This is a genomic window from Pseudomonas sp. Root562, from assembly GCF_001427125.1.
Classification (GTDB): domain Bacteria; phylum Pseudomonadota; class Gammaproteobacteria; order Pseudomonadales; family Pseudomonadaceae; genus Aquipseudomonas.
Map to the genome: position 1 here is coordinate 658280 of NZ_LMGK01000025.1, position 18172 is coordinate 676451.

The following is an 18172-nucleotide window of genomic DNA, read 5'->3' on the forward strand; positions in this document are numbered from 1 at the left end:
CTGAGTTAAACCCGATGGGCAAGCCCGCGATGAGGCCAGACCAAACACTACAAATCCTACTGCCCCACCGCCAAGCTGGTAGCCGCCTGCTCCGGCGTCACAATGCTGTTCAGATCGATATGCTTCCACTCGGGCTTGGCCCCCAGCCGCGCATTGAACCGATAGTTGAACGTGAACTCATCGCCGGTCGCCACGCTCAGCGGCTTGCCATACACCGCCTCCACGCCCGCCAGGTCGTAACCCATCAACTGCAACAAGGTCGGGAAAATGTTGTAGTGACTCGAACGATCCTTGTTGGCGGCCAGTTGCGCCTGCCAATCGAGGGTTTTCAAACCGCTGCCCTGGATCACCACCAGCGGAACCAGCCCTTCCTCTTCCACCGGGTCGCCACCGCAATGGGTGTTCAAGCCGGGATTGCCCCGTTCATGCAAATCCTGTCCGTGATCGGAGGTGTAGATCAGCAGCGCGTTGTTCAAGTTGGCCTGGGCAAACACCCGTGAGAAAAACTCGCCGACGTTCCACAACAAGGTGTTTTTGTAAGCATTGCGATACAGCAACCAGTCATCCGGCTGGCCGTTAAAGCCATTGCGTTCACCGGTGTCGGCCACTTCGGTGAACTGTCCGCGAGGCAATGTCGGGCGGTAGGCCATGTACGCGTCCGGGTATTTATCGTGCACCGGGAAATGCGCGCCGACCTTGTTCATCACCACCAACTGCGGCTTGTCGTCGTTGAGCAGTTCGATCAGTTTCGCCGCTGCGGCCATGTCGCGCTCGCGCACACTGGTCTGGTCGAATTGCACGAATTCATCGATGTCTTTTTTCTCGGCATCGTTCATCAGATTCTGCAGATTGCCGCCGGTGCGCTGGGCGTCGATGTAGACCGTACGCAAACCAGCGATTTTCGCGTACTGCCAAATCGACGGCAGCGTGCTGTTGATGCGTATGTAATCGGCGCGGGTTCCGCCATAACGCAAGGTGATGTTGGTGTCGGCGCTGCAGTTGGCGATCGCGGCTGCGTAGCCGTAGTTGAAGATGTCGACCCCGGGGCGCGGCTGCTTGAGGTTGCTGTGCACGCCAAACGGCGCGTTGATGTCCAGGTAATTGCCGGAAATGCTCTCGTCGATGATCAGCACAATGTCGTGGTTCACCGCTTGATCGACGCGCGCCAGGCTCACCGGTTCGCGCGGGCCAACGGTGTTGTGCAGGGATTCATAGGCAAACAGGTTCAAGTAAGCCAGAGGCGTGTACATCTGTGGCAGACCCCGTGCGCCCTCGCCCGCGCGCACGAACAGCACCGCGCTGAGCAGCAGCACCCCCATCAACGGTGCCGCCACCAACACCGTCCCGGGAACAGGCCAGCGCCGACGTGGCTTCAAACCGATACCGAGCAGCAGCGGCAAACCACCCAGCACACCACTGATGATCGCATCGCGGTACTGGATGAGCGCTTCCTGGATAAAACCACCGGAATACACCATCGAGACAAAGCTGCTGTATGTCAGGTAATCCGCAGTGACCTGCGTATACACATCAAAGAATAGCGCCGAGGCAAAGAGGCCGAGAGCGAACAAATATCGAATAATTGTTTGTCGAATATAAGCCGACATGAACAGTGCAACTGTCAATACAACGAACATTCCCGCGAACAGAACTAATGGATAACTGATTCCGATCGCACTGATACGCCCAAAGTAATAGTCGTAATGGGTGATCAAATAGACAGCTATGAGTAGTTCTTTGAGATATCGAATCATTGTCTTTCCGGTCTGCATTCACGCCGAAGGTCAATAAGTAGTCGGCCATTTTTTGACACTAGCACCGGGCCATCAAAGCGCAAGAAATGACGTAAAAGAGATGAAAGCGTCAAAAAAAAATCGTCTCAAATCTGACACACTCAAGTGCCTACAAGCCTTGTAATTCAAGCCTTACGACCGTTTATCGCTTTCCTTGAATTAGTTTCCGTCGCTCAAATTCGCGGTAAACCCAACTGCCACAAGCCTTTGATGGCAATTGGCCCCCCAAAACTGGGGATGTCTTACTCTTTTAACATGTCATTTTGCTGACACGCTTTTCCAAGGCTGGGCTATACCCCTTTTGACAGTCTCATTTCTGATCTTTCCACCGTCTTACGAGGCACGCCAATATGGACGTGAGCGTATTTGGTACGGGCTATGTTGGCCTGATACAAGCAGCGGCACTGGCCGATGTCGGACATCGCGTCTTATGTGTCGACATTGATCCCAATAAGATCAAGCAACTTCAACAAGCCGTACCGCCGATCAGTGAACCGGGACTTTCCGGAACGCTGGAAGAAAACATCAAGGCCGGCCGGTTGCTGTTCTCCACCCAGGCCAGCGACGCGGTCGAGCACGCCGAGCTGATCTTCATCGCCGTCGGCACGCCCGCCGATGAAGACGGTTCCGCCGACCTCAGCCATGTGCTGAACGTGGCCCGGCAGATTGCCAACCACATGGAAGCTGACCGCACCCTGATCATCAAGTCCACGGTGCCGGTCGGCACCGCTGACCAGGTCGCTGCCACTGCCCGCACTGAACTGCAACGCAGGGACAAGGGTGCGCTGACGGTGCGGGTGGTTTCCAACCCCGAGTTTCTCAAGGAAGGCAGTGCGTTGGCCGACTGCATGCGTCCGGACCGGATTATCGTCGGCACCGACGATGACGAGGCCCGCAATCAGATGAGCGAGCTGTACGCGCCCTTCTGCCGCAACCGTGAAAAGCTGATGTTCATGGACAACCGCAGTGCCGAACTGACCAAGTACGCGGCCAACGCAATGCTCGCCACCCGCATCAGTTTCATGAACGAACTGGCCAACCTCACCGAATTGCTCGGCGCCGACATCGAAGCGGTGCGCAAGGGTATCGGTTCGGACCCACGCATCGGCTACCACTTCATTTATCCCGGTTGCGGCTTCGGCGGTTCGTGCTTCCCCAAGGATTTGCGCGCCCTGCTGCATACCGCCGAACACAATGGCATGCCGCTGCGACTGTTGCGCAGCGTCACCGACGTCAATGACAGCCAGCGGCACATTCTGTTCGGCAAACTCAAGGCGCAGTTCCCGCAGGGGCTGGCCGGCAAGTCCATCGCGATCTGGGGCCTGGCGTTCAAACCCAATACCGATGACATGCGCGAAGCTCCGAGCCGCTATCTGATGGAAGCCTTGTGGGCCGAAGGCGCCAGCGTGCAGGCCTATGATCCGGAAGCCATGTCCGAATGCCGGCGCATTTATGGCTATCGCAACGACCTGCACCTGTGTGCTACCCGCGACGACACTCTGGAAGATGCCGATGCGCTGGTGATCTGCACCGAGTGGAAGAACTTCCGTGTGGTCGACTTCGACCTGTTGGCGAGCAAGCTGCGTTCGCGGGTGATCATCGACGGACGCAATCTGTATAACCCCGAACACGTCGCGGCGGCCGGCTTGCACTACAGCGGTATCGGCCTGCGTCACGTCGTACCCGAGGCGCCGCGTCCATGAAGATTCTCGTGACCGGAGCCGCCGGCTTCATTGGTGCCCATTGTGTGTTGCGGCTATTGCGCGACGGGCATCAGGTATCCGGGCTCGATAACTTCAACGATTATTACGACCCGCAACTCAAGCACGACCGCGTGCAATGGGTGCAGGAGCAGGTCGGCCCTTTCCAGCTCTCTACGGTTGACCTGGCCGATGTCGCGGCCATCGAGTCACTGTTCGCCGAGGAACAACCCGAGGTGGTGATTCACCTCGCGGCCCAGGCCGGCGTGCGCTACTCGCTGGAAAATCCGCGGGCCTACCTCGACAGCAATCTGAACGGTTTCCTCAATATTCTCGAAAGCTGCCGCCGGCACCCGGTCAAGCATTTGATCTACGCCTCATCCAGCTCGGTGTACGGCGCCAACCAGCACACCCCGTATTCGGTGCAGGACGGCGTCAATCACCCACTGTCGCTGTACGCCGCGACCAAGAAAGCCAACGAACTGATGGCCCACAGTTACAGCCATCTGTTCGGCATTCCCTGCACCGGTCTGCGCTTCTTCACCGTGTACGGTCCCTGGGGTCGGCCGGACATGTCGCCGATTCAGTTCGCCCAGGCGATTGCCCAAGGGCAACCCTTGAAGCTGTTCAACTACGGCGAGCATCAGCGCGATTTCACCTACATCGACGACATCATCGAAAGCATCGCCCGGCTGATCGACCGCGCACCGCAAGCCAACGCCGCCTGGGACCGCGAACAACCGGACCCGGCCAGCAGCATGGCGCCATGGCGGATCTACAACATCGGCGGCCAGCACCCGGTGGAGCTCAAGGACTACCTGGCATTGCTGGAAAAACACCTGGGGCAAAAAGCCCTGGTCGAGTTGCTGCCACTGCAGCCCGGCGATGTTCTCAACACCTGCGCCGACGCCAGCGACCTGGCCCGCGCCACCGGTTTCCAGCCCCGTATCGAGCTGGATGAGGGACTCGGGCGTTTCATCGCCTGGTTTCGCGACTACTACCCACTGCCTGTTGCCCCTGCGCCGCTCGCGGCTGAATTCCAGCGGAGGAATGCTCAATGACTGGACATGAACAAGGAGTACCGCTCCAACAGATGCGCCGTGACAAGCGCCTTGACCCCGAGCACCGAATGCGCCTCGACGCGGCTATTCACATGCAGGGTCGAGGTTGGGTGACGGGGCGTGACGGTGGTCGGCCATGGACGTTGTCGCGTACCAACCGGGTGTTCGCCTGTTTCGGCGCGTTGGTGATCCTGGTGCTGATCTCGCCAATGCTGTTGGTATTGGCGCTCGCCATCAAGTTCACCAGCCCCGGGCCGGTGATGTTCGTGCAAAAACGCACCGGTTACCGCGGCCGTCTGTTTGGCATGTACAAATTTCGCACCATGGTCGCCAATGCCGAGGAGCTCAAAGAGTCGCTGCGCCACCTGAACAAACACGGTGCCGACGCCATCGACTTCAAGATCGACAAGGACCCGCGGATCACCGGCATCGGTGGTTTCCTGCGCCGTACCAGCCTCGACGAACTGCCAAACCTGATCAATGTGGTGACCGGCGACATGCGCCTGGTAGGCCCACGGCCAACCTCGTTCAACGCCTATCGCTACAAGGACAATCATCTCGCGCGCCTGAGCATCTACCCCGGCATGACCGGTCTGTGGCAGATCTCCGGGCGCAGCAATATCGACTTCGACCAGCGCGTTGAGTTGGATCTCAGCTATATCGCCGAGCAGAGCCTGCTGCTTGATCTGAAGATTCTGTTGAAAACCCCCTTCAAAGTATTCAGCGGCCACGGAGCAAGCTAATGGACGGTTCAACTGCTAAAAGCCTCAGCATCGCCAACCCCAGCGAGTCCAACCTGACGTCGGCCGTGCTGGATCAGGATCTGCGCATCCTGCTCCTGACCGCGGCCAACCCCGGTGCGGGCACCACCACCAGTGCCCTGGCGCTGGCCAGCCAACTGGCGCAAATGAGCAGCGGCCAAGTGCTGCTGGTCGACGCCAGCCAGTCCGCGACCAACCTCACCCAACAACTGGGGCTGAGCAAGGAGCGCGGCTTTCGCGACCTGCTCTTCAACGAGCAAAGTCCGCCGCTGTTGCAGGACTGTGTGGTCAACGTGTCGAGCCTGCCCTTCCACGTGCTGCCGTTCGGGCGCTTCGCCCGGGGCAGTGAACACCTGACACCGGAGCGCCTGAGCCCGTTGCTCGATCAGCTCGGCAGTCAGTACCGCTTCGTGGTGATCGACGGTGACGCGGTGTATTCGGCCGCCGACACGCTGGTCATCAGTACCCAGGTGGACGGCGTGATCATGGTCGTGCGCTCGGAAGATACACGCTGGGAAGTGGCGCAGGCGGCGGTTCAACGCCTGACCCAGGCCGGGGCGAAACTGGTCGGCAGTGTGTTCAACCGACGCAAGTACTACATGCCCAAGTGGCTGTACAAAAACCTGTAAGCCCTCGCAAAAAGGATGACGCCATGAACGCCAAGATGCTTGTCCTGCTGTTGCTGCCGCTTGCAGGTTGCACCAGCACTTCCGAAACCCAGAACATGCCGGTCAATATTCTTACCGCCTCACCGGCCAACGCCCAGGCCACCGACATGCCCAAGATCGAACAGACCTTGCGCCCACAGGACGTGCTGGACGTGATCTTCCACATCAGCACCAGCGGCTCGGATGCCTACCGCATTCAGTCCGGTGACCAGATCGGTCTTAACTTCACCGCTGCCAGTCAGCTCAACGGCAATCAACTGGTGCTGCCCGATGGCACCATCGAACTGCCGGGCGCCAACACCTCGGTGAAAATCGCCGGGCTTTCGTCCGAAGAAGCACGCCAGGAAATCCAGCGTGCCTACCAGCGCAAACAACTGTTCCAGCCCAACCGCAACCAACTGACCGTGCAGGTCATCAGCCCGCTGAGCAACGAGTCGAACCTCAAGAGCGCGTTGAACCACCCGGCCACCGGCATGAGCCGCGAGATCACCGTGGGTACCGACGGTTATGCGAGTTTCCCGGAAATCGGCGCCGTGCCGCTGCAAGGCATGACCGTCAACCAACTGGAAGACTTCCTCAACAAGAGGTACGCACAACTGCCGGGCCGGATGACGGTCGACGTGCTGCTCAAGTCCACCGCAGGTAACGAAATCTATGTGCTCGGTGAAGTCGGCCAGCCAGGTTCCTACCCGATCCGCCGTCCAGTCTCGGTGCTTGAAGCCCTGACCCTGGCCCGTGGTTCGAACGTCAAGGCGCGCCTCGATTCGGTGGTGATCATGCGTCGCAACGGCAATCAGGTCCAGGCCCGCCGTTACGACGTGGAAAAAGCCCTGTCCGGCGATGCCTCACAGATCGCCTACCTGCAACCGGACGACATGCTCTATGTGCCCAAGACCAAACTGGCGAGCGCCGGTGAGCTCGCACGGCAACTGGCGGACGTGGTGCTGTTCCAGGGTGTGGGCTTCAGCTTCGGCTACCGCGTCGACAACAAAGACAGTGATGACTAACTTACTCTCAGGTGACCCGACATGAATCCAAAGGAAAACTACCTGCACGAGTTCTTCAGGATCTTCTTCGCCAACAAACAACTGGTGAAGCGCGTATTCCTGGTCTTTGCAGTGATCGCACTGGTACTGCCGCTGTTGCTCAAACAGAGCTTCGATATCACCGCCCAGGTGATCGTGCAGTCGAAAAAACTTTCCCAGGGTGACGCCACTACGTCGCTGACCCAGGAAAACGCGCAATTCATCCCACCGTCACTGGCCGACATGGAAACCGAGAGCAATATCCTGCGCTCGCCGGCCCTGATCCGTCAGACCATCAGCGAGTTGCGCGACAAGGGTGAATACACCCCGCCTCCGGGCATGCTCAATAAACTGTTGGCGCAACCGTTCAAGAAATATGTCAGCACGCCGCTGCGTGAAAACGTGGTCAACCCGCTGAAGTCGGCGCTGGGCATGGAAACCGATCCGGTGCGCGACACCGCGCTCGATTCCCTGACCCAAGAGGCTATCGATAGTCTGAAGATCGAAACCCTGCCGGGCTCCAACGTGATCTCGATCATCTACAGCTTTCCTGACCCGACCCAGGGCACCAAGTTTGTCGCGACGCTGCTGCAAAACTACCTGGTGAGCCGTCAGGCCTTGCAATCGATCGACCTGCCACAGAGCTTCTACGAAACCAAGAAGACCCAATACCAGGTGCGCCTCAACGGTTTGGAAGACGAGCGGCAGACCTTGCTCGGCGCGGTCGGCTCGTCCGATCCCAAGGAAGAGATCACCTTCCGCCTCAACGCCATCAACACCGAAGAGCAAGCGCTCAACCTGTACCGCGATCGCCTGCTGCAAAGCCAACGCTGGCTCGACTACCTGAAAACCAGCCTGGCCGCCGCCAAGGACTCCAAGCTCAACGACTACACCTTCCCCTACACCTTCACCACCACCGTGGACAACGTGGCGTTCGAGGATCGCGAGATCAAGCAGATGGGTGAGGCGCTGACCAGCCAGGTCAGCCGCTACATGAACGACCTGGCGATCTTCCAGCCCGGCAGTGAACCGATGCTGCTGACCCGCGAGCAAATCGCCCGCACCCGCCAGCAGTTCCTCAAAGTGGTGAGCAACCGGATTCAGGAACGTACCAACGACCTGGCGATTGTCAGCTCGGTGATCGACCAGAAAACCGCACGCATTGCCGAGTTCAAGAACCGCATCCGCCAGTTGCAGGAAACCCAGAGCAAGTTGCGGCAGAAGGACACCGAGATCGACGCTCTGCACGCGGCCTTCTCCACCTACGCCCAGCGCTTTGCCGAGAGCAGCACTGCTCGTTCGCTGGACAACGACCTGTCCAACGCCCGAGTGCTCAGCCCACCGTTCGAACCGACCGAGGCGGCGTTCCCCAAACCGCTGCTGATCATTCCGTTCGGCTTGTTCACCGGGCTGTTGCTGGCGATTGCCTTCGTCTACGTACGTGAGTTCTTCGATCATCGCTTCAAGCATCCAGCGCAGATCACCCACGAACTGGGCCTGCCGGTACTGCTGGTGATCAACGATCAGAACGTGGAGCCAGGCAATCCGCACAGAAACTGGAGCGTACCGAGCTTCGTCCATTGGGTGCGCAATTGAACATGTCCCTGCCCTCTGACCACAGCAAGCCATCACTGCCGATCATTCATTTGCTCAGCAGTGGCGGCTTCTATGGGGCCGAGCGCATGCTGCTCGATCATTGCCTGGCGACGCCGGGGCAACACCAGGTGCTGTTTCTCGATGCACCGTACGAGTTGCTTGCCCGGTTTCGCGAGGCGGGGGTCGACTGCCGCGGTTGCACCGGTCTTGGGGCGTTGCTTGCGCATTTGCGTGAGCGACGGGCCGAGCGGCCGCTGATCAACACGCACAATTTCAAGGGTCTGTTGTACGGTTGGGTGGGCGCAACCTTGTTGCGCCTGCCGCTGGTGATCACTCAGCACGGCTTCACCCCGCGCAGTCGCAAGCAGAAGTTCTACACCTGGCTGAGCCTGCAACTGTGCCGGACCGCATCGGTCAATCGCGTGGTCTGTGTCGCCGAAAGCATTGCCGCACTGCACCGTCAGGCCAGTGTCTGTGCCGAGAAGCTGCAAGTGATCCCCAACGGCTTGCCCGCCGTCAACGATCTGCAACCGCACAACGCCCAACGGCCACGCTGGCTGGCCGGTTACGTCGGCCGGCTGAGCAGTGAAAAAGGCCCGGACCTGTTCCTCGATGCGCTGATTCCGCTGTGCCAGCAGTACCCGCAACTGGACGCCGTGATGCTCGGCGACGGCCCGGAACGGGACAGCCTGTTGGCGCGCATCAACGACGCGGGTTTGCAGGAGCGCATCACGCTGCCGGGGTACCAGAACGACATGCGTGCGTGGTGGCGACAACTCGATGCGCTGGTCATCAGCTCGCGCACCGAGGGCACGCCGATGATTCTGCTCGAAGCCATGCAAGCCGGGGTGCCGGTGGTTGCATTTGGTGTCGGCGGGATTCCCGATGTGCTGGAAGACCGGCACAACGGCCTGCTGGCAACACCCGCCGACAGTGCCGCCCTCGCCCGGCAGATCGGTACCCTGCTGCGTGACCCGGCACTGGCCCGCAAGCTGCTCGACAACGCACGACGCACACAATTGGATCGCTACGACCTCAAGGCCTTGGCCGAACGCTGGTCGCAGCTTTATATCCGTACTGCACGGGAGGCACGCGCGTGATTTTTCCACTCTCGATCGTCAGTTTTTTCGGTCTGGTCTGCCTCGCTTTGCTGGCCAGCCCTTATCCATTTCTGGCGCCGGGAGCGGTGTTGGGCCTGGTGGGCGTTGCCGTGCTGTTCCGCAAGCCCGCCTGGGGCCTGTTGGGCATTGCGGCGCTGGTGCCGCTCGAAGGGTTCTTCAAGGACAGCGCGCTGTCCGGCACCAAGCTGATCGGCGCGTCGCTGGCGCTGATCCTGATGTTGCAACTGGCCTTGCACCACATTCCATCCGAGCGCTTGCGCAGCAACATCTGGCGCTTGCTGATCGGCTTCATGGCGCTGTATCTGCTGAGTATGCTGACCACCGATGACCTGGGCATGTCGCTGGGGCACCTGCGGGAAATCAGCGTCGGGCTCATTCTGTTCGTGATCACGCTGTTGATCGGCCGTGAATTGAATCTGGATCTGTTCGCCAGGCTGGTGACCCTCAGTGTCACCCTCACCTGCGCGCTGGCGATGTTTTCCAGCAAGTATCAGGATCAGGGCCGCGCCGCCGGTCTGCTGGAAGACCCGAACGCCTTTGCGATGTTGATCGCGTTTGCCGTGCCGCTGGCCTTGTTGCTGATGATCCGCAGCCCGCAAATGTTGCAACGCCTGTTCTGGCTGGGCTGCTTCATCCTGCTGCTGGGCGGCATGACCAAGACCGAGTCCCGTTCAGGCCTGGTGGTGTTGTTTCTCAGCCTGATGATCGGTGCGTGGCACTATCGTGCGCAGCTGCCACGCATTCGCCCGCGTCACCTGGGTTTTGCCATGCTGGGGCTGGCCATCGTGATTCCGTTGGCCATCTACGCGATGCCCGCCGGTTATGTCGCGCGCATCCAGTCTCTGAGCATCCTCAGTTCCGGGGCCAAGGCGCAGGACGAATCTCTCGGGCGCCGCGCCTCGTACATCGTCGTCGGCAGCCAGATGATCCGCGAAAATCCGTTGCTGGGTACCGGCCCCGGAACCTTCCCGCTGCACTACGCCACCACCGGTTACGCCAAGGCGTTCTCCGCCAACCGCAAAGTCGGCGATCTGTACCGCCGTGCTCACAACACCTATCTGGAGATCTTCAGCGAATTGGGGATTCCCGCCGGCCTGTTGTTCGTCGGCATGCTCGCCCTCGGGTTCTACAACTTGATGCGCGCCCGTCGCGCCTGGATGCAGCGGCGCAACTGGCAGCAGGCCGACCTGATGACCCACCTGGGCATGAGTTTCCTGTCATTGACGCTGTTCTTGATGTTCCTCAGTGCCCCGAATCAAAAGTACGTCTGGATCATGCTTGCCCTGACCAGCGTCCTGCGTCTGAAAGCCGAAGAAAGTCCAATCCTGGAGGCCAAGGCATGAGCCGCATCAGTATCGTCATCCCGATGTACAACGAAGCCCGGCATATCGCCCGGACCCTGCTGGCAGCGCAACGTGCCGCCAACGTTGCAGACCTGGAATGCGAGTTGATCGTGGTCGACAACGGCTCACAGGATCAGGGTCCGGAGATCGCCCGGCAGTTCGGCGCACACGTGCTGGTCGTTCCGGGTGTGCTGATCGGTGCCCTGCGCAACCGCGGCACAGAGGTTGCCACGGGGGAATGGCTGGCCTTCCTCGATGCCGATATCGAAATGCCTGAAGATTGGCTCACCCATCTGCTGAAACTCGAGGACGCCGGTGTCGCCGATGTGTTTAGCCTGGACTTGCACACCCCGGCGCAGGCGCCCTGGTACGCCACCGCCTGGCAACGGCGCACCCTGCGTCCTTCGCGCCATACCGTGCAATCGGTGGACTGGCTGACCAGCGCCAACCTGCTGATGCGCCGCGAGTGGTTCGACAAGGTCGGCGGCTTCAACGAGACCCTGCGCACGGGCGAGGACAAGGACTTCACCTTGCGTCAGGCCGCCAAGGGCGCGCGGCTGACATCGATCAACGAAAACGTCGCGCTGCACTGGGGTTACGAAATGAACTGGCGCGAATGGATGGGCAAGGAAATGTGGCGCCAGGGCAGCCATCTGCAACTGCTGCGCACCCATGGCCTGAGCCTGCGACTGCTGCGCTTCCCACTGCTGTCGCTGGGTGCCTGGCTACTGGACTTTTTGGCGATATCCGCCTTGCTCGACGGCTTTCCTCACCATGCATTGATCATGGTGCTGCTGACCACAGTACCCGCGCTGGTACTGAGTGTGCGTCAGACCGTGAAACACCGTAATCCGTGCCTGACGGTGCAACTGTGGGGCCTGCACTGGGTGCGCCTGCACCTGGCCGGCGCCGCGTTCATTCTCAGTCTTTGTCATTGGAATGCCAGGAGGCCCGCCCGTGGCTGAATTCATTTTCTGGTTGTGCCTGTTGTTGCCGGTCTACGCCTACCTCGGTTACCCATTGCTGCTGACCCTGCTCGCGCCGCTCTTCGCCGCACGCCGGCATGGTCCGGCGGCGCCAATGGACGTGAGCATCGTGATTGCCGCGCACAACGAGGCGCGGCACATCGAAGAAAAACTGCGCACCGTGCTGGCCCAGGATTATCAGGCGCGTTCGCTGCAAATCATTCTGGCCAGCGATGGTTCCACCGACGACACCGTGGCCTGCGCGCGCAAGGTCGCCGATCCGCGTATTACCGTGCTCGACCTGCCCCGCCAGGGCAAGGCCGCGACGCTCAATGCCGGCGCAGCGCTGAGCCGTGGCGAGATTCTGGTGTTCACCGATGCCGACAATCAATGGTCCCACGACACGCTGGGCCACTTGCTCGCACCACTGGCCGACCCTCAGGTAGGCGCGTGTGCCGGGCACATGCTGATCCCCGTGACCGGCAAAGGCCTGAGCATCGGCGACAGTCTGTATCGTCATTACGAAGGCTGGCTGCGCTACGTGGAAAACCGTACCGGTTGCATGGTCTCCGCTGACGGCGCCCTGCTCGCGCTGCGTCGTGAGTTGTTCCAGAACGTGCCGGCGGAGGTCAATGACGACTTCTTTATCAGCACCTGCGCGCCGGTGGCGTTCAAGCGGATCATCTACGTGCCCGAAGCCCGAGTGATCGACACCGGCGTCGATGAGGCGGACAAGCAATTCCGCCGTCGCCAGCGGGTCACCGTGGGTGGATTGCAGAGCCTGGCCCAGCGTCGCGAACTGCTCAACCCGCTGAAGCATGGCTTGTATGCGATTGCCCTGATCAGCCACAAATTGATCCGCCGCCTGGCGCCGATCCTGTTGTTGCCACTGCTGTTGAGCAATTTCTGGCTGTGGGACGACCACGTTTTCTATCGTTGGACCCTGGTTGCGCAATTGCTCGGATACACCGCGGCCATCATCGGCTTGCTCGACTCGCAGCATCGCTTGCCCAAACCCTTTCGCCTCGCCGCATTCCTCCTGGTGACCCTTGCCGGGATGAGCATCGGTCTGTGGCAGTTCCTGCGCGGTCAGCGTTATGCGCAATGGAACCCCGAGCAAAATCGATGAGAGGCACGTGCCATGGCGATCAAACAATTACTAAAACGCACCAGCGGCTGGCTCTACCTCAACTCCTCGGTGGGGCGCCAGCAATTGCAGGGTGCCGGCGTGATCCTGATGCTGCATCGGGTGCTGGCCAACGACAGCGCCGCCAACCTGCCCCACCGCAATGAACTGTGCGTCGGGCCGCAGGCTTTCGAGCACCTGCTGGCCTGGCTGAAAAAACACTTCGATTGCGTGCCGTTGATGGAGATCCTGCAACCGGGCAGCCTGCGGTCCGAGCGGCCGAGAGTGGCGCTGACCTTCGATGACGGCTGGCGCGACAACGCGGTGAACGCGTTCCCGCTGCTGCACAAATACCAAGTGCCAGCGAGTATCTTCCTGTCCACGGACTTCATCGGCAGCCGCCAGCGTTTCTGGTGGGAAAGCATCGGCGAAACCCTGTGGAACAGCCACGGTGAAAAAGCCCGCATGCACCTGATCGAATGTTTGCAGCAACTGGGTCGGCCACTGCCGGTGCTGTGTGATGACCCGGACGTGCAACGGCGCAGCCTGGCATTGCTGCACTTTCTGCAGAACCTGAAAACCCTGTCTCCTCGCGACCTCAATCGCCTGACCGACGAGTGTCCGCAAGAGTCGTTGCCGCAAGCGCTCGACTGGCAACAGGTGCGTTCGCTGGAAGCCAGCGGCCTGATCCGTTTCGGTCCCCATGGCGCCAGTCACGCGATCCTCACCGGCCTCGACGACCAAACCCTGGACGAAGAACTGACCCGCAGTCGCCAGGCATTGCTCAACGGCTGCAACCGGCCGTTGCCGGTCTACTGCTATCCCAACGGCGACAATGACGAACGGGTGCGGCAACACGTGGCCGACCATGACTTCCCGTTTGCCCTGGGCACCGGCACCGGAATCTACCGGGGCGTCAGCGATCCGCTGGCCCTGCCGCGTTTCGGCGTCAGTCAGCGCACCGCGCGCAACCCGGATTTGTTGTCCTGGCGCATTTACCGTGGGGCTCGCCCATGAGTCGCAGCCATTATCTCAAACACCTGGCGCTGAGCATGGGCACCAAACTGGCGATGATCGGTTTGCGCCTGCTGCGCAATGTGTTGCTGGCGCGGATTCTCGGGCCGAGCGAGCGCGGCCTGTTCGCCTTGCTCAGCACCCTGCCGGACCTGATCAGCGCCGCCACCAGTGGTGGGCTGAATTCGGCGGTGGGTTACCAGGCGGCCAAGCAACGGCCGATGGGCTTGTTGCTCAGCCAGGTATTGGTGTTCGGTTGTCTGCTCGCCGGTTTGTTGACCTTGCTGGTGGTGGCGCTGACCCGTGAGTTCGGCAGCGAACTGGACATCACCACGCAACTCGGCCTGCTGGCCTGGCTGTTGCTGCTCGCGGTGCCGCTGACCGTGCTCAAGAGCGGGCTGCTGACGTTGCACAACGCCTCGGGCGGCGTGGTGGCGTTCAACGTCCTGCGCCTGATCGAGTCGCTGGCACCGCTGCTGCTGTTTCTGGCGTTGTTCTGGATGTGGAAAAGCGCCGCGCTGGAAGCGGCACTGATCAGTTGGCTGGCGGGCATCAGCCTGGTGGTGCTGGTGGGCTGGCTGTGGCTCAAGCGCAATCAACCGCTGACCCTGCAATGGGACCGCGCCAGCCAGAACGAACTGCTGCGCTTCAGCGCCCGCAGCCATCCGGACCTGCTGTTCCAGCAAGTGATTTTGCGCTCTGACTATTTGTTCATCGGCGCCTTGCTCGGCAGCACCGCGCTCGGTCATTACGCCATGGCCAGCGCCGCCGCCGAGTTGCTGCTGATCGTCCCGGAAGCGGTGACCACGCCGTTGATGAAACGCCTGCTGCAACAGGAAGAAGGCATTGAGAAAGTCACGCCCTTGGCCCTGCGCCTGACGGCCACGGTGATGCTCGGCGCATGCCTGACCATGGCGGTGATCGGCGAATGGCTGATCGTCACCCTGTTCGGCGTTGCCTATCAGCCGGCTTATCCCGCCTTGCTCGCGCTGCTGCCGGGGCTGCTGGGCTTGTGCTACGCGAGCATCCTGCGCCTGGATTTGCTGGGCAAGGATCGTCCCGGTTCGATTTCACTGCTGATGGGCCTCGGGGCTTTGCTCAACCTGGCGTTGAACCTGGTGCTGATCCCCGCCTACGGCATCGTCGGCGCTGCCGCGGCGTCGTCCATCGCCTACCTGGCGGTGACCATCGCCTTGCTGGTGATGTATTGCCGCCTGAGCCATGTGCCGTTGTGGCAAGTTCTGATCATCCTGCCCAGCGACGTCGCCCCGATGCTGCAAATCCTGCAACGGAAGTCGGCATGAGATATTTTGCCCTGGCGGTGAGTCTGGGTCTGTCGCTCGACGCTTATGCCGGGCCGATGCGCTGGGCCGACATTCGTGACGGCAGCCTGTACCTGCAAGCAGATCGTCCCGATAACGTGACCGTGCGCTGGGTCCCGGCGTGGCAGGCGGATGCCAACGAAGAACGCCTTTACCTGCTCGATGGCAAAGGTCGTCTGGCGGGCGAGCGACTGATTGCCGCCACTGAAACCCGCGGCACCCAGAGCTGGCCGCTGTTGCCCGGCGCCAGCAGTTATCGACTGGAGATCCCCGGCTACAGCTTCCGTCGCTACAAAGTCGAACATGACGAGCGCACGGTGGCATTGTTCACCCCGGCCAAAGTGCATTTCAGCGCCGAAACCCGTGATGGCGACGAGCTGTTTTTCAAGGTGGCGGCTGGCGAGCAAGCCGTGCTGGCAGGCAAGTTCCACGGCGGCGTCGGCGCTCTGCAAGCGCAACGTGTCGGCGACGGCAAACAATTGTCGCTGGCACTCAAACCCTACCGTGCCTACTGGCAATTCGATCAGGTCGCCTTGCCCGTGGCCGACACCGAACAGGTCTGGCGACTGCGCCTGCAAGGCAGCGGTAAGGCAGCGTTCTGGCTCGATGGTACGGCCAACCTGTTCGCGCAGAATCCGCAGCAGCTCAAACCGGTGCGTGAGGACGACGGTGAAACCCGGCTGACCGTGCACAAGGACGTGCTCGGCAACACACCGAACCTGGGTATCGCCCTGCCCTACGTGATGCCGCCGCCATCCAGTTATGCGGTGCTCGACGCCATCAAGCCCCAGGCCGGCGCTTACTACAGTTTCGTCGACATCACGGCCAAACAGCCGCATTACGAAGACGCGTTCCGCCGGCTGTATCAGGATCGCTTCGGCATTACCCAGGACATCACCCTGCTCGCCGGCAGTCAGCGCCAGGCCGATCTGCGCGCCGACACCACCAGCAACGCCGGCCTCCACGCCTGGCTCGCCGCGACCCGCGCACTCGGCGGCAAAGGCACCCATTACATCGGTTTTGCCGATGAGCCGAACCTCAACTACCCGGACTACGCCAGCTATCAAAGCATTTTCACCAGCATGGCCCGTCAGGTGCGCAGTAATCCGGACAACGCCAAGGCTGGCGTGCGCATCGCCATGCCGGCCAGTTCGCGGCTGGTCAACGGCCCGTTCGCCGACAACGCCGCCGAAAAGCGTGGTATCGACTGGGCCAGACGCCTGCTGAAGGAGTCCGGCGATCAGATCGATGCCCTGGCTTGGCACGAGTGGATGATTCGCGATCTGCTGGCCACCCGGGTTTATCGCGACAGCGTGCGTCGCGCCGCCGACCTTGTCGGGCTCGATGCCGACGGCCGGCCCCGCAAGGCCTTGCTGCTGGACCAGACCAACCTGTCCAGCGGATCAAGCCTGAGCCCTTATGATCAGGAAACCCACTTCACCTCGTTGTGGTGGACTTCAGTGGTGATCAACGCGTCCCAGGACGGTTTGCTGGAGATGCTCAACTGGTTCCAGGCCGCCGACGAGCCTGAATACCCCAAGGGCATGTTGCGCATGCTGGGCGACGACCATTTCGAACTCAAACCGGTCGCCCTCGCCCAGCAGTTCATCGGCCAGCATTGGCTGCAGCGTGTGGTGCGCCTGGAAAACAACGCGTTCGAGGTCGATGTGCTGGCCATGGCCGACGACCTCAAACGCAGCTTGCTGGGGGTCAACAAAGGCTCGCGCTTGCAGCATGTCAGCCTCAATGGCGCGGCATGCCCACTAGCCGCTGGCTCATTGCGCTACTTCGGCGCGGACAACCGCAGCCGCGACGCACCGTTCAAATGCACCGACGGTCGCGTGAGCTTCGAGCTGCCAGGGCAAACCCTTTTCACCTTGAGCTGGAACGCTTCATGACTGTCGCTCGATTGCCTGGCCGCGCCGGCATTTTGCCGTGCGCTGGTTTACTCCACTTGCGGGACTGTCCGCCAGGAGCCAATAACATGAGTGCATTGCAGAAGCTCAGCCAACACATCAGACAAAAAGGCCTGCGTGCCACTGTTAAAAAAGTGTGGAGACTGTTTGTGTTTTCCCATCAGGAACTGCTGTGGATGGAGCGCGACCTGGTCAGCCCCATTCCACCTTACAAACTCAAATCCTATCCGCCGCTGCAAGTGGTCAGCATTACCCCGGAAAACGCCGTGGCTTTCACTCGCTATTTCGGCGACCGCGTGGAAACCATGGCCGAGCTGGCCCGCGAAGGTCACACCGGGCAGATGCATCTGGATGAAAAGGGTGACGCCGTGGCGTTTATCTGGGGTGCCGTACGCAACTACCACGACCGCCACTACTACGGATGCTGGTTTCCGGTCAAAGAGGGCGAGTTCTTCGAATTTGGTGGTGAACTGAGCCGGGGCTACTGGGGTACGTCGCTGTCGATGGACCTGCAAACCGAGCTGTGGAAAGCCATGCATGCCCAAGGCTGCGACAAGGTGGTGGACGTGTGCGAGTGGAGCAACGTCCCGGCCCTGAAGCTGCACATTCGCACCGGCTACCAGGAACAGGGGCGCATCATGAACATTTATAAACTGTTTGGTCGCTGGCGTTTTTACCGTGAAACCCGCTACACCGGCTCGCGCCTGGATGCCTTGCGCAAACCGGAACGTTCACCTTCCCCTGCTTCGGTGGCCTGAGCC

Annotated in this window: 15 protein-coding genes; 14 read left to right on the forward strand and 1 reads right to left on the reverse strand. The window is 60.8% G+C overall.

Annotation, left to right across the window (positions count from 1 at the left end; translation table 11 throughout):
• Positions 1-56: 56 nt before the first annotated feature.
• Complete coding sequence (locus tag ASD60_RS26625) at positions 57-1754, reverse strand: sulfatase-like hydrolase/transferase (protein ID WP_056856838.1); 1698 nt, start codon at positions 1752-1754, stop codon at positions 57-59.
• A gap of 389 nt (positions 1755-2143) precedes the next feature.
• On the opposite strand from ASD60_RS26625, the gene ASD60_RS26630 reads away from it, so the two are divergent.
• From ASD60_RS26630 to ASD60_RS26695, 14 genes are all read left to right on the forward strand, one after another.
• Positions 2144-3496 (forward strand): UDP-glucose dehydrogenase family protein, encoded by a 1353-nt coding sequence (locus ASD60_RS26630; protein ID WP_056856839.1) that lies wholly within the window; start codon positions 2144-2146, stop codon positions 3494-3496.
• Complete coding sequence (locus ASD60_RS26635; RefSeq protein ID WP_056856840.1) at positions 3493-4554, forward strand: NAD-dependent epimerase; 1062 nt, start codon at positions 3493-3495, stop codon at positions 4552-4554. Before ASD60_RS26630 ends, ASD60_RS26635 begins: the two co-directional genes overlap by 4 nt.
• Entirely contained in the window at positions 4551-5297 is a 747-nt protein-coding gene (locus tag ASD60_RS26640; protein ID WP_056856841.1) for a sugar transferase, read from the forward strand. The genes ASD60_RS26635 and ASD60_RS26640 overlap by 4 nt, the downstream gene beginning before the upstream one ends.
• On the forward strand, positions 5297-5944 hold the full coding sequence (locus ASD60_RS26645) for a CpsD/CapB family tyrosine-protein kinase (RefSeq protein WP_056856842.1): 648 nt from the start codon (positions 5297-5299) through the stop codon (positions 5942-5944). Before ASD60_RS26640 ends, ASD60_RS26645 begins: the two co-directional genes overlap by 1 nt.
• Positions 5945-5967: 23 nt before the next feature.
• On the forward strand, positions 5968-6990 hold the full coding sequence (locus ASD60_RS26650; RefSeq protein ID WP_056856843.1) for a polysaccharide biosynthesis/export family protein: 1023 nt from the start codon (positions 5968-5970) through the stop codon (positions 6988-6990).
• Positions 6991-7011: 21 nt separating this feature from the next.
• Entirely contained in the window at positions 7012-8604 is a 1593-nt protein-coding gene (locus ASD60_RS26655) for a GumC family protein (RefSeq protein ID WP_056856844.1), read from the forward strand.
• A 2-nt stretch (positions 8605-8606) separates the two neighbouring features.
• Positions 8607-9704, forward strand: a complete 1098-nt coding sequence (locus ASD60_RS26660; protein WP_056856921.1) for a glycosyltransferase family 4 protein — start codon at positions 8607-8609, stop codon at positions 9702-9704.
• On the forward strand, positions 9701-11068 hold the full coding sequence (locus ASD60_RS26665) for an O-antigen ligase family protein (protein ID WP_056856845.1): 1368 nt from the start codon (positions 9701-9703) through the stop codon (positions 11066-11068). The genes ASD60_RS26660 and ASD60_RS26665 overlap by 4 nt, the downstream gene beginning before the upstream one ends.
• Positions 11065-12033, forward strand: coding sequence for a glycosyltransferase (locus tag ASD60_RS26670; protein WP_056856846.1), 969 nt, complete (start codon positions 11065-11067; stop codon positions 12031-12033). The genes ASD60_RS26665 and ASD60_RS26670 overlap by 4 nt, the downstream gene beginning before the upstream one ends.
• Positions 12026-13162, forward strand: coding sequence for a glycosyltransferase (locus tag ASD60_RS26675; RefSeq protein WP_056856847.1), 1137 nt, complete (start codon positions 12026-12028; stop codon positions 13160-13162). The genes ASD60_RS26670 and ASD60_RS26675 overlap by 8 nt, the downstream gene beginning before the upstream one ends.
• 12 nt (positions 13163-13174) lie before the next feature.
• The gene (locus ASD60_RS26680) at positions 13175-14176 is read left to right on the forward strand and encodes a polysaccharide deacetylase family protein (protein ID WP_056856848.1); all 1002 of its coding nucleotides are present in this window, start codon (positions 13175-13177) and stop codon (positions 14174-14176) included.
• Positions 14173-15477, forward strand: a complete 1305-nt coding sequence (locus ASD60_RS26685) for a lipopolysaccharide biosynthesis protein (RefSeq protein WP_056856849.1) — start codon at positions 14173-14175, stop codon at positions 15475-15477. The genes ASD60_RS26680 and ASD60_RS26685 overlap by 4 nt, the downstream gene beginning before the upstream one ends.
• Positions 15474-17393: a hypothetical protein gene (locus ASD60_RS26690; RefSeq protein WP_056856850.1), complete on the forward strand. Its 1920-nt coding sequence runs from the start codon at positions 15474-15476 to the stop codon at positions 17391-17393. Before ASD60_RS26685 ends, ASD60_RS26690 begins: the two co-directional genes overlap by 4 nt.
• A gap of 86 nt (positions 17394-17479) precedes the next feature.
• Positions 17480-18169, forward strand: a complete 690-nt coding sequence (locus tag ASD60_RS26695; protein ID WP_056856851.1) for a hypothetical protein — start codon at positions 17480-17482, stop codon at positions 18167-18169.
• The last annotated feature ends 3 nt before the right edge of the window (positions 18170-18172 follow it).

Excerpts from the sequence above, each read along its gene's own strand:
- ASD60_RS26650 (WP_056856843.1), top strand. The coding sequence starts at position 5,968 with ATGAACGCCAAGATGCTTGTCCTGCTGTTGCTGCCGCTTGCAGGTTGC.
- ASD60_RS26630 (WP_056856839.1), top strand. The coding sequence starts at position 2,144 with ATGGACGTGAGCGTATTTGGTACGGGCTATGTTGGCCTGATACAAGCA.
- ASD60_RS26640 (WP_056856841.1), top strand. The coding sequence starts at position 4,551 with ATGACTGGACATGAACAAGGAGTACCGCTCCAACAGATGCGCCGTGAC.
- ASD60_RS26695 (WP_056856851.1), top strand. The coding sequence starts at position 17,480 with ATGAGTGCATTGCAGAAGCTCAGCCAACACATCAGACAAAAAGGCCTG.
- ASD60_RS26690 (WP_056856850.1), top strand. The coding sequence starts at position 15,474 with ATGAGATATTTTGCCCTGGCGGTGAGTCTGGGTCTGTCGCTCGACGCT.
- ASD60_RS26660 (WP_056856921.1), top strand. The coding sequence starts at position 8,607 with ATGTCCCTGCCCTCTGACCACAGCAAGCCATCACTGCCGATCATTCAT.
- ASD60_RS26635 (WP_056856840.1), top strand. The coding sequence starts at position 3,493 with ATGAAGATTCTCGTGACCGGAGCCGCCGGCTTCATTGGTGCCCATTGT.
- ASD60_RS26670 (WP_056856846.1), top strand. The coding sequence starts at position 11,065 with ATGAGCCGCATCAGTATCGTCATCCCGATGTACAACGAAGCCCGGCAT.
- ASD60_RS26685 (WP_056856849.1), top strand. The coding sequence starts at position 14,173 with ATGAGTCGCAGCCATTATCTCAAACACCTGGCGCTGAGCATGGGCACC.
- ASD60_RS26680 (WP_056856848.1), top strand. The coding sequence starts at position 13,175 with ATGGCGATCAAACAATTACTAAAACGCACCAGCGGCTGGCTCTACCTC.
- ASD60_RS26645 (WP_056856842.1), top strand. The coding sequence starts at position 5,297 with ATGGACGGTTCAACTGCTAAAAGCCTCAGCATCGCCAACCCCAGCGAG.
- ASD60_RS26625 (WP_056856838.1), bottom strand. The coding sequence starts at position 1,754 with ATGATTCGATATCTCAAAGAACTACTCATAGCTGTCTATTTGATCACC.
- ASD60_RS26655 (WP_056856844.1), top strand. The coding sequence starts at position 7,012 with ATGAATCCAAAGGAAAACTACCTGCACGAGTTCTTCAGGATCTTCTTC.